The 12,338-nt window shown below is 36.2% G+C and carries 8 protein-coding genes; all 8 read left to right on the forward strand.

Translation table 11 applies throughout. From position 1 onward, the window contains the following. Positions 1-17 precede the first annotated feature (17 nt). The 8 genes from WQ54_RS19735 to WQ54_RS19775 all read left to right on the forward strand — a co-directional run bounded on the left by WQ54_RS19735 (position 18) and on the right by WQ54_RS19775 (position 12,302). Positions 18-653 carry a YesL family protein gene (locus WQ54_RS19735; protein WP_046586601.1) on the forward strand — a complete coding sequence of 212 codons (636 nt, stop codon included), beginning with the start codon at positions 18-20 and terminating at the stop codon, positions 651-653. Between the two features lie 342 nt (positions 654-995). After that, positions 996-3,107 carry a rhamnogalacturonan lyase gene (locus WQ54_RS19740; RefSeq protein WP_231597607.1) on the forward strand — a complete coding sequence of 704 codons (2,112 nt, stop codon included), beginning with the start codon at positions 996-998 and terminating at the stop codon, positions 3,105-3,107. A 653-nt stretch (positions 3,108-3,760) separates the two neighbouring features. After that, a complete protein-coding gene (locus tag WQ54_RS19745) occupies positions 3,761-4,900 on the forward strand; it encodes a rhamnogalacturonan acetylesterase (RefSeq protein ID WP_231597608.1) in 1,140 nt (379 codons plus the stop codon). A gap of 216 nt (positions 4,901-5,116) precedes the next feature. Beyond that, positions 5,117-6,751, forward strand: coding sequence for a PAS domain-containing sensor histidine kinase (locus WQ54_RS19750; protein ID WP_046586603.1), 1,635 nt, complete (start codon positions 5,117-5,119; stop codon positions 6,749-6,751). A gap of 151 nt (positions 6,752-6,902) precedes the next feature. Then, positions 6,903-7,313, forward strand: a complete 411-nt coding sequence (locus tag WQ54_RS19755) for a hypothetical protein (protein ID WP_231597588.1) — start codon at positions 6,903-6,905, stop codon at positions 7,311-7,313. Positions 7,314-8,008: 695 nt separating this feature from the next. Beyond that, positions 8,009-10,279, forward strand: a complete 2,271-nt coding sequence (locus tag WQ54_RS19765; RefSeq protein ID WP_046586605.1) for an AraC family transcriptional regulator — start codon at positions 8,009-8,011, stop codon at positions 10,277-10,279. Positions 10,280-10,451: 172 nt separating this feature from the next. Continuing rightward, the gene (locus WQ54_RS19770; RefSeq protein ID WP_231597589.1) at positions 10,452-11,432 is read left to right on the forward strand and encodes a sugar ABC transporter permease; all 981 of its coding nucleotides are present in this window, start codon (positions 10,452-10,454) and stop codon (positions 11,430-11,432) included. Continuing rightward, positions 11,433-12,302: a carbohydrate ABC transporter permease gene (locus WQ54_RS19775; protein ID WP_046586606.1), complete on the forward strand. Its 870-nt coding sequence runs from the start codon at positions 11,433-11,435 to the stop codon at positions 12,300-12,302. Positions 12,303-12,338: the final 36 nt, after the last annotated feature.

Below are 12,338 nucleotides of genomic sequence, written 5' to 3' on the forward strand. Positions count from 1 at the left end.
TTAAGGAGGAGCTATGAATGCAAATGAATGGGTTGGCAGGAGGGTTTTATAAAATCTCCGAATGGGTTATGAAACTAGCTTATGTAAATTTATTATGGATGTTGTTTTCACTTATTGGATTAATTGTATTTGGAATTTTTCCAGCAACAGCAGCAATGCTTGCGGTCATACGGAAGTTGATTATGGGAGATACAGATATCCCTGTTTTTAAAACATTTTTTGCCGCATACAAGAAAGAATTCTTGAAAAGTAATATGATTGGGATCTTGATGTTTGTTGTTGGATATATATTATATTTTGACCTTACGATTGTTAGAGAAGCAACTGGAATGATTAGGCTGTTATACCTTCCATTACTAATGATCTTTTTAGGTTATGTGTTGACCTCTTTATATGTTTTCCCAGTCTTTGTTCATTATGAAACGAAGATATTCCAAGTACTCAAAAATTCGTTTCTGATTATGATTTTACACCCGTTATCAACGATCATGATGGTAGTAGGTGCAATTGCCATTTATTCTTTAATGATCACCATACCAGGATTAATTCCTATCTTTAGCGGAAGCCTCTTCGCATTTGTAATCATGTGGTCTGCACTTATTGCTTTTTCAAAAATTGAAAAAAAACAAGAAACGATCGCTCTCCAAAAGTAGACTTATAGGCTGTCTTAATCTATAGAGGCAGCCTTTTCCCTCTCATCAAAAGATTCTCGGTTAACAAAAAAGTGCAAATTGCTAAGTAAAATGGTTATGCAAAAAAGTGAGCTTGTTTGTAAGTCAGGATTCAGTTAGGTTAAAAAGGAACCTTTCATTAGATTAATCAAGCAAAGGAAAGGAGGTAAGGATCTTTTTATTAAGCTTGACAATAATGAAAGCGCTTCATCAATACCTAATCGGAGGTTGCCTATGTTAATAAGAGGAAGTAAATTAAAGAAAACAAAAACAATAATGATTTGCTCGATCCTAACTGCTTCAATTTTTGCACCACATGGAACAATGGCTAGTAACTCACTAAAAGAAGAACAAACAAAGCAAACCTATCAAATGGAATACTTAGATCGTGGTCTAGTAGCTGTAAAAGTTGATAACGGTGTTTTCATAAGCTGGAGATTGTTGGGAAATGAAGCGGATGATATTGCCTTTAACCTATATCGTGATGGGGAAAAGATAAATTCCTCGCCAATCAAATCAAGTACAAACTTTCTTGATCTTCATGGTAAATCAGATTCAATTTACTCAGTACATGCAGTTAAAGATGGTGAAGTACCTTCCAAATCAAAAGCTGTTGACGTATGGGGGAAAAATTATCTTTCAGTACCACTAAAAAAACCTGCTGATGGAATCAACCCAGATGGAACAACTTATACGTATCATGCAAATGACGCAAGTGTCGGTGATCTGGATGGTGATGGCCAATATGAGATTGTCCTAAAATGGGATCCATCAAATTCACAAGATAATTCAAGGAATGGTGTAACTGGTGAAGTGTTTGTCGATGCGTATGAAATGGATGGCAGCCACTTATGGAGGATAGGTCTTGGGAAAAATATAAGAGCCGGTGCCCATTATACACAGTTTATGGTTTATGACCTTGATGGAGATGGAAAATCAGAGGTTGCATTAAAAACGGCAGATGGAACAACGGATGCTGCCGGAAAGGTAATCGGTGACCCGAATGCAGATTATAGAAATGCTGAAGGCAGAGTGTTGGAAGGGCCTGAGTTCCTATCTATTTTTGCTGGAGAAACTGGTCAGGAGCTTGTCACAACAGATTATGAACCAGCAAGAGGAAACGTAACAGATTGGGGTGATGGCTACGGTAATCGTGTAGATCGCTTCTTAGCAGGAATTGCATATATAGATGGCAAACGGCCTAGTCTGATAATGGCTAGAGGCTATTATGAAAAAACAATGATCGCATCCTATAACTATCGTGATGGAGAATTATCAAAAGAATGGTTGTTTGATAGTGATACATCAGGTAACGAAGGCTATGCTGGTCAAGGAAATCATAATTTAAGTATTGCCGATGTAGATGATGATGGAAAAGATGAAATTATTTATGGTGCAATGGCTATTGACGATGATGGCACCGGATTATACACAACTGGTTTAGGACATGGTGATGCAATGCATTTAGGTGATTTGGATCCAAATCATCCTGGTATGGAGGTCTTCCAAGTCCATGAAAGTAAAAATGCGGCATATGGTATGGAATATCGTGATGCTGATTCAGGTGAGGTTTTATGGGGGATTTTTACAGGTCAGGATACTGGAAGAGGAATGGCAGCCGATATTGATCCGAGATATGCAGGTGAAGAGGTATGGGCAAGAGGTGGAGTCTATACAAGTACAGGTCAGAAAATAACTGAAGCGATGCCGTCATCGACGAACTTTGGTATTTGGTGGGATGGGGACTTATCAAGAGAGCTCCTAGATCATCAGTGGGATGCAACGAATGGCTACGGAACAGGAAAAATTGATAAATGGGATTTTGAAACGAACACGACGATTAATCTATTAACGGCAGAAGGCACAGCCTCTAGTAACTCAACGAAAGGCAATCCAAGCTTGCAGGCTGATCTAGTTGGCGACTGGCGTGAAGAAGCAATCTGGAGATCAGCAGATAACAGTGAGCTTCGCATTTATACGACAACAGATGTATCGGATAAACGCATCCATACACTTATGCATGATCGGGTGTATCGTTTAGGTGTTGCCTGGCAAAATGTTGCCTATAATCAACCACCACATACAAGCTTCCATCTTGGAAATAACATGACGAAACCAGTACAGCCACATATGTATGTCGTTACTAACGCAGGTATTAAATTATCACCACATGTCCTAAATGCAAAACAAAATACTAGTGAACGTCCTGTAACAGGAAAAGTGACATTGCCTTTTAAACAAAGAATTTCGGAAGTACAGCTGAAGGTTAATGGCAAGATTGTAGAAGGAGAGGTTCAAGGAAACATCGTCAAGTTTAAACAACCGGATATCATCAATATACTTAATGGCGAGTTGGGGGAAATAGATGTTACCGTATCAGGTATCTTGGAAAATGGGAATCATTTTTCAAGTGAAGATACAATTACCATAAAGTGAGACTTCCATCAGTGATTTTTTCAAAGTGATAAGATATAGAACAATAGACGATTTAATTGAACATAGCAAAGTAAGTCGGATCTGCCACTGATGGTTAGCGAAACTTATCGGATCTTTACGGACAGTTGCTCCTTCACTTTCTACATAATTAAATATAATAGTTTTCTGGAATCTGAAGATGATACTGTCTGTTTAGAAGGGAAAAAGTGAGACTTCCATCAGTGATTTTTTCAAAGTAATAGGATATAGAACAATAGACGATTTAATTGAACATAGCAAAGTAAGTCGGATCTGCCACTGATGGTTAGCGAAACTAATCGGATCTTTACGGACAGTTGCTCCTTCACTTTCTACATAATTAAATATAATAGTTTTCTGGAATCTGAAGATGATACTGTCTGTTTAGATGGGAAAAAGTGAGACTTCCATCAGTGATTTTTCTGAAGGATAAGATAGGCAATTGTAGCCTTTGTACTGAATCTAGAGAGAGTGGCAAGCCTTCACTTCTCTTCTTAGCTATACTGGAAACTTTAAGTGGGTTTTTACTTCCTCTTAAGATTCGGGAAAAGTAATTCTGTTTACGGAATAATTTGAAATTGGAGGAACAAAGCGTGAAAAAGGGTAGAGGATGGAAACTAGTTTTATCAGTTCTTTTGTTGGTTGTCTTTGTGCTAGGTATTTCGACACCACCCCAAGTACAAGCCTCACAAGCTGCACCAAAGAAATATCAATTTGATTTTGGCGATGGTCCTGTGGAAAAGGGGTATACAGGGGTTAGTGCAACAGATGGTTATAATGAGAAACAGGGATATGGATTTAATACACCCGAAAACATGCAAAATGTTGCAGCAAATGGAACGGGAGTTGCTAGTGATGCAGTTGAATTTTTAACTTTTGGTACAAAAAGTACGAACACCTTTAATGTTGATTTACCAAACGGTCTTTACGAGGTAACGGTAACACTAGGAAATACTGCAAGAGCAAGTGTTGCAGCAGAAGGAGTCTTTCAAATTATTAATATGACTGGAAATGGAGCAACAGATACATTTCAAATCCCTATTACCGATAATCAATTAAACCTGCTTGTAACAGAAGGGAAAGTTGGTACAAAGTTTACTCTCAGTGCGTTAACGATCAAAAAAATATCTAAACATCCTATTACAAATCCCACAATTTATATAGGGGGGGACTCGACCGTTTGCAATTACTATCCATTAGCAAGCAGTGTCCAAGCTGGATGGGGTCAGCTTTTGCCTGAATTTGTTGACAGGCAAAAATTCCAAGTTAGAAATATGGCTTCAGGAGGTCAAATTGCTAGGGGCTTTAGAGATGATGGACAACTAGAGGCCATTTTGCAGTATATTAAACCAGGTGATTATTTTCTTTTGCAATTAGGAATTAATGATACAAACCCAAAGAATAATACTACCGAAGCAGAATTTAAAGAGATTATGCGAGACATGATTAGAAAGGTCAAGGAAAAAGGAGCAATGGTTGTTTTATCTACACCACAGGGCAGAGCGACTGATTTTAATTCTGATAATGTTCATATCTCAGAAAATAGATGGTATAGACATTCCATTCTTACTTTAGCTAAGGAGGAAGGTGTTCCATTGGTTGATCTAAATGTCCTAAGCTCCCAATACTTTACATCTGTTGGTCCTGAAGCGACAAAAAACCTTTATATGTCTGGTGACAGCTTACACCCTAATCGGGAGGGAGCAAGACAACTCGCTCGAATTGTCGCTAAGAAATTAAATGAACAAGGTTTTAACGCCTTTATCGATAAGTAAGTTCAATTAAAAATGAATAACAGAAGAGGCTGTCTCTAAATGATCTAATCCCTTCCGCAAATAACGATTTAAAGTGTACGAGGGAATTGACCCTTTGGTTGTTTAGTCAGCCTCTTTTCTGTATTTCTTAAGAAAAAATTTCTATTTAAATAGTAATGTAATCCGAGAATAACTATAGTAAAATAGTCATTAATCGCTATATTCAAGGAGAGTATCATGGCTAATAAAATAAAATGGCTATTGTTATATATAGTATTCAGCTTTTTATGGATAATTGTGACTGATAATTTAATTGTCTTTATTAATGTTCCAACTGATATTCACTTAATTCTCCAAAATATTAAAGGTACATTATTTGTCATCTTTACAAGTATCTTTATCTATTATTTAATCCTGAAAAAAGAGGCTTATGAAAAAGAAAAGGAAGAAAAGAATAAGTTAAATATCTTAATCAATTCCATGGTTGATTTTGTTAATTTTAAAGATGGTGAAGGAAGATGGACAAAGGCCAATGAGTTTGCTTTAAAGTTGTTTAAAATTGAACATGTTGACTACCGTGGAAAGAAAGATTCAGATCTGGCTGAATATAGTGAATTTTATTCTGAAGCGCTAAGATACTGTGAAATATCGGATGAAGAAGCATGGTTAAAAGGGAAAGTAAGCCGCTGTATAGAAGAAATAAAGAAACCGGACGGAACAGTAAAAACGTTTGATACGATCAAGATTCCAATCTTTGATGATGAAACCGGATCCAGGAAAGAGCTTGTGGTAATGGGGCGTGATGTAACTGACAGGATTGCGGCTGAAAAGAAACTTGCCGAAAGTGAACAAAGATATAAGTCTTTGTTTGAATTCAACCCAGCATTAGTGTATATGATTGATTTACAAGGAAAGCTATCAAATGTAAATGACCATTTTTTCAAATACACAGGCTATCAAAAAGAGGCATTTTTACAAAATTCAATCATATCCCTTATTGCTAAACAAGATCGTTCTCGGGTAAAAGAAGCTTATCAGAAGGTGATTCGAGAAAATACACCATGGATCAATGAAGAAATTGAAATGGTTACCAAAGACCGATTTAAAAAAATATTACGTTGTACAGCTGTTCCAATGATCATAAATGATGAGACAGTTGGAGTAATTGGCTATGCTGTTGATATTACGAAAGAAAAAGAAACAGAGGAGCTTCTTCTAAAAACAGAAAAACTATCAGTTGTGGGTGAATTGGCTGCAAGTGTTGCACATGAAATTAGAAATCCCTTAACATCGTTAAAAGGATTTGTGCAAATTCTTCAAACCTCCAGTAAAGAGAATCAAAAGTTTTATAAAATTATGCTTGATGAACTTGAGAGGATTAATATTATAGCAAGCGAGCTCTTAGTATTAGCTAAGCCCCAACAAATACAATTTCAAACACGCGATATTAATGAGCTATTAAGGAATGTAAAATCATTATTAGAGTCTGAAGCGAATCTATACAGTGCAGAGCTGGAAATCATAACAAACGAAAAGCTCCCGCCTATTGATTGTGAACCAAATCAATTAAAACAATTATTTATTAATATTATTAAAAATTCAATAGAAGCATCTTCAAATAAAATTCAAGTTACTGTTGAAATGTTTGATCAGGAACATATTTGCATTCAATTTATAGATAATGGTTGTGGGATTAATCAAGAAAGATTAAAACATCTTGGTGAGCCATTTTATTCGATGAAAGAAAAAGGGACAGGCTTAGGATTAACCGTTAGTTATCGAATTGTTGAGTTTCATAAAGGAAAAATTGATTTTAAAAGTAAAGTTAATGAAGGAACAACTGTTAGCCTTGTTCTACCTATAAAAAAATAAAAAAGCTGTCTCAAATAAAGAGCTATTTCCTCTTATGAGACAGCTTTTATTTTTACGCTTATCCAGATGAGAAGCTTAAAAAGACAAACACCAGTAGACATTTTTAATCGTATAGTATAAGTGGTAACTTACGAAAAGGAGCTGCTAAAACTTGTATCCATTTCATTGTCAACCTATGTATCACCCATTTTATCATGGTTATGGTTATCCTGTTAGACAGTTAGATATGATTTCGTTAACGAACAACCATCGGTATTTAAATAGACAATATCCAGATGTTGATCCTACATTATTCGAGCAATCTGCCAAATCAATGCAAAAATTAATGAGAGAAGCAAGTTTGATATTAGATAGATTTGCACAATCAAAACCATTTGCCCAAAAGGTCATGTATGCAGCCAAACAATCAAATATGAAGGAAGTCGAAAGATTAATTAAGTCTACAGGGATAAAATCCGAGGTGGAAACATCGTTTAACCCAGATGGCATTAATCTAAAGCTTTCTGCACGAGTAGGGGGATCAGAATGCTGTCATCTGACAATTGCTCTTAGGTGGATGTGAAGTAGTCCGCTTATAGAATGATTACCGGAGCTAGCCATTTTCCTTAATCTCTTTACTGAACTTAGTCAACATTGAAATCGTTAATTCTATCAGCAAATCTTATTAGTTCCCCTCTATTTTTTTTACTGCTGCTAAAGATTCGAGCTTCCTGTATATTTTACCACTAGTTACCCTCACCCCTAAATAGTGATCTAATTCTCTGTTTCCATATGTGAACAATTGTAAATAGCTTTATAAAAAGGAAAGGGGATTAGTTGTATAACCGACCCTTGAAAATGGATGTAGATCATGTCGGACATGTTTTTTATTCATTAAGGAGCTATAGATTAGGCTTTTCAATATCTAGGGAAATCTTGCCTTCTAGAAATTTATTTTTTGAAGGCTTTTTGTCATGAAATTAATTGGAGTATGGAAGGTATTGACCTATGTTAATACGAACGAAAGGCCAAAATTAAGTAAAAGAGGTGTTTTTGTTTTTGGCAGTGTCCTTGTAAAAAGAAGGAATTATAATGGAGCAAATCGAAGTTGTGAAGAGAATTTGACTTTGTGTAGAGTAATTAAACAAAACATAGAACCAGACCTTATCAAGAGGATAAATGGTTTTATTGTAATAAGAAAGTTGAGACAAAAGTAAAATTATATAAAAATAGGAAGCTATGTTGCTACCAATTTAATAAGAACGGGGGATGAGAGCAATGAAAAAGAAAAAATTTTATTGGAAGTTATTTATATGTATGATGGCGGTTATTTTTATTTATACAGCAGCATTGTCATTCGTTTATTATATAAAAAATCAGGAGTTTACGAATTACGAGCTGGAACAGAGCCAGAAGGAGCTCTTGAAACAGGTGAAGGAAAAAGTCGATCATCGTTTACTGGTTGCATTGAGCGGTATTAACCAGCTCAAGTCTTCAAAAGCGTTTGAGAATTTCAGTCAAAATACGAATGGTAAGTTGGAGCATTACTATGTTAATGAACTGTATAAAGAGCTGCAGAATAATTCAAATGCTTTTAGTCAATTTGAGTATAAGCTAGGTGTGATGAAGACAGATGAAGATTTGATTGTGACACCCGACATGACAATTAATCAAGAACGGTACTTTCAGCAACTTGAAATTAATAATGAAGAAAAGGAACAGGTGGATAACTATTTAAAGGAAAAAAACAACAGCTTTGGCCAGTATAAATTATTTTCGCTTATGAATTCAAAGAAAGATAATCTGTATATTACCCTTTTGAAAAAAGAGAGGATAGCTGAAGGCAAGAATGTAGTATTTTTTCTTTCCTTCTATACGAAAAACCTGTACCCTGCTATACATTCAGTTGATCAGGGAGGATTCGCCTTAGTGGAGGGGAACCGTATCTTAAGTCATCGAACAACTTTTCAGAATCATTCGATTACCTACATCTTGACTCGGGATCAATTAAAACATCTGAAACCTTCTCATGAAGAGCCAATCCCATATCAAAAAATAACAGCTTCAGGCTACCAAATTAAATCCTTATCCTCTGAAGTGTTAAAAGATTGGCAGTATCTTTATATTTCCCCTAAACACGTAACTGAAACATCCTTTGCCGCCCTACTGGTGGATTCCTTGCCTGTTTATTTACTTTTTTTATTAGCAGGGCTCATAGTTCAAGTTGTGTTTGTGAATTATACGTATCAGCCTGTGAAAAAAGTTCTTCATATATTAAAAGATGGAGAGGAGAGCATCGAAGGAGATGAGTTTGCCTTTATTCAGCAAATAACGTCTAATATGAAAAAAGTGAACGAAAAACTGCTTTCTACGATTGATCATCACCAACTGTCGCTGAAACAAAAATTTATGAAAGACTTGCTTCTTGGATTAGCCGAGAAAGAGGAAGTGAAGGAGAAATCTGAGCTTTTCGGTCTTAGCAGGCTAAAACAAGGAAGGGTCATCCTCTTTGAATTCACACATTATAAGGAGTGGGAGGAATCGGTTACACGTGAAGGGATTCTGACCATCAAGCTTCAGCTGTTAACCTATTTAAAGGAACATATCGAAAAGAACATCTCTTATGAAATGATTGAGATGGAGGCAGAAAAACTCGCAATCTTAACAAGTGAAACGAATTTGCAAAAAATTCGAGACTGGTTAAATTCGTTTAACGCAGGGTTAGACGAACGTCTGCATGCTACAATGTTTATTACGATCAGTGAACCGGTAGCAGCACTTTATGATTTTGAAAAAGGATATAAACAGGCAAGAAACCTGCTTGAATACAGGTATGCGATTGAACGAAAAAACATTGTGACAACAGAAGATATTGAGAGTTTTGAGCAAAAGAGCTACTATTACCCGCTCGAGATGGAAAAAGACTTAATTAATTTTAGTTGCAGAGGCCAGAAGGAGAAGGCCATGTCCATTCTAAAAATCATCTTAAACGATAATTTATATGTTAGACAACTTGATGAATCTGCACTCCGAAGCCTTGTATTTGAAGTACTCGCCACTATTCATAGAATATTATCTCAGACTAATCAGGAAGAAAGGACAATCTTTGGTGAAGATGAAACGGTCTATCAAAGACTTCAAAATATTCGTGGTAAAGAAAAGCTTGAGCAAACGATCACAAGTCTATTTGAGGAGCTTCTTGAAAATATTCAAGAACAAACAAAAAAGACAGATTTGTCAGTAGCTGATCAACTGATGAATTTTATTCATGAAAATTTTCAAAGGGATCTTTCTCTATCTGATTTAGCCGAGCATTTTAATTTAACCTCGAGTTACGTAAGCAGAGTCTTTAAAGAACAAACAGGAGAAAACTTTAAAGAATATTTAAATCTGTACCGTGTGGAAAAGGCAAAAGAGATTTTGTCGGCACAGGATGTGAAAATTAATCAAGTGGCGAGCATGGTCGGGTTTAACAATGTTAATACGTTTATCCGTACCTTTAAAAAATATGTTGGGCTCTCACCGGGTCAATATGAGAAATCATCTTAATTTGTTTCAATTGTATCTATACTTTTTGTGATCCATCTACATTTCTTATGATTAAGTAAAAAAGGAGATAAATACAAAAAACTGGTGATAGTAAAATGGGCTATTGGCAAGTAAAGTGGGGGTAACCGAACAAATCAGTCAACGAGATGAAAAAAAGAAAAGGAGGAAAGGCATGAATGGACAAATTCAATCTGAAGAGAAAAAACAAATCCCCCAAATGACACAAAAGATAGGTGTTTCACACCTTCAGAGAATCAAAAAAACAATCAGCCGTGATAAATATTTGTATTTGCTGCTGATCCCATTTATTGCGTGGTACATTCTATTCTTATACCGCCCAATGTATGGACTTCAGATTGCGTTTAAAGATTATAGTATTTTTCAAGGGATTGAAGCCAGTCCATGGGTCGGCTTTCAAAATTTTGTGCAGTTCTTTGAAAGCGATTACTTTTTCAGAACGTTAAAAAACACTGTCCTCATTAGTTTATACACCTTGGTATTTGCCTTTCCGGCACCGATTATCTTGGCGCTTCTTTTTAATGAAATTAAGTCGGTAACCTACAGAAAGTTTACTCAGACCGCAACATATCTACCTTATTTCATATCAATCGTTGTTGTAGCAGGGATTGTCACCAATTTTCTTTCACCATCAAACGGACTAGTCAACATCATCATTGAAAAATTTGGCGGAGAAAAAATATATTTTTTGACCAATCCAGAATATTTCCGCTCCATCTTTATTGGAATGAACATATGGAAAGATGTTGGGTTCAACGCAATTATTTATATTGCGGCAATCAGCGGAATTAATCCGCAGTTGTATGAAGCAGCCAGAATGGATGGGGCGAGCCGCTGGAACCAAATGTGGCATGTCACCTTGCCTGGGATTATCCCGACGATTTTGATCTTATTAATCTTGAACATTGGAAGCTTTTTGGAGGTTGGGTACGAAGCCATTATCCTGCTCTATCAACCGGCAACCTATGAGACAGCGGATGTTATAAACACTTATGTATACCGGGCGGGATTGCAAGGAGCAAACTATGAGCTTGGGGCAGCAGCTGGCTTGTTTAACGCAGTTGTTGGATTAGTGCTTGTCGTAACAGTGAACAAAATTACGAAAAAATTCAGCGAGAGCGGAGGTTTGTGGTAAATGAAGAATTTTGGAAATAAAATAGCCGATTTCATTATCTATGCTGTAGTCGGATTGATTGCCATTATCTGCATTTACCCTTTCATTTATGTGCTCTCTGCTTCAATAAGCTCATCAGATGCTGTTCTTAGAGGAGATGTGCTCTTATTCCCAAAAGATATTACATTTGAAGCATACAAGCGGGTCCTTGAGGAGCCCGGGATTTGGGTAGCATACGGAAATACCATTTTTTATACAGTTGTTGGAACAGTGTTCAGTATGTTTATAACGGTTTGCGGTGCATACCCGCTTTCTAGAAAGCGATTAAAAGGCCGAAGTTTTTTCGCTTTTTTTATCGCATTCACGATGTGGTTTAATGCAGGGATCATCCCGACTTACTTGAATTTAAAAGAACTTGCTCTGCTTGATACTCGGACGGCAATCATTGTAGGATTTGCGGTTTCAACGTTTTTGGTCTTTATCATGAGAAGCTTTTTTCAATCTGTTCCTGATTCTTTAGAAGAGTCGGCAAAAGTAGATGGAGCAAATGATCTTCAAATATTGTGGAAAATCTTTTTGCCTTTATCAAAACCAGCGCTTATAACAGTTGGACTCTTTTATGCGGTCAGCAGATGGAACGGGTACTTCTGGTCAATGATTGTGTTAAATGATGAAAGTAAAATTCCTCTTCAGGTACTTTTGAAAAAATTGGTTGTGGATATGAGTGTAAAGGAACAAATGGCCAATTCACTTGATACAACTTCTCAATACTCAGCAGAAACCGTTATTTATGCAACGATCATTGTGTCAATTATTCCAATTGTTCTGGTCTATCCATATTTGCAAAAGTACTTTGTAAAAGGAACGATGATCGGAGGGATAAAGGAATAGGAGATGAAGATTTACTTATCATACATGGCTTTAAAA

It is taken from the genome of Bacillus sp. SA1-12 (genome assembly GCF_000981385.1).
Lineage (GTDB): Bacteria > Bacillota > Bacilli > Bacillales > Bacillaceae > Metabacillus.

Excerpts from the sequence above, each read along its gene's own strand:
- WQ54_RS19735 (WP_046586601.1), top strand. The coding sequence starts at position 18 with ATGCAAATGAATGGGTTGGCAGGAGGGTTTTATAAAATCTCCGAATGG.
- WQ54_RS19740 (WP_231597607.1), top strand. The coding sequence starts at position 996 with ATGGCTAGTAACTCACTAAAAGAAGAACAAACAAAGCAAACCTATCAA.
- WQ54_RS19750 (WP_046586603.1), top strand. The coding sequence starts at position 5,117 with ATGGCTAATAAAATAAAATGGCTATTGTTATATATAGTATTCAGCTTT.
- WQ54_RS19765 (WP_046586605.1), top strand. The coding sequence starts at position 8,009 with ATGAAAAAGAAAAAATTTTATTGGAAGTTATTTATATGTATGATGGCG.
- WQ54_RS19770 (WP_231597589.1), top strand. The coding sequence starts at position 10,452 with ATGAATGGACAAATTCAATCTGAAGAGAAAAAACAAATCCCCCAAATG.
- WQ54_RS19775 (WP_046586606.1), top strand. The coding sequence starts at position 11,433 with ATGAAGAATTTTGGAAATAAAATAGCCGATTTCATTATCTATGCTGTA.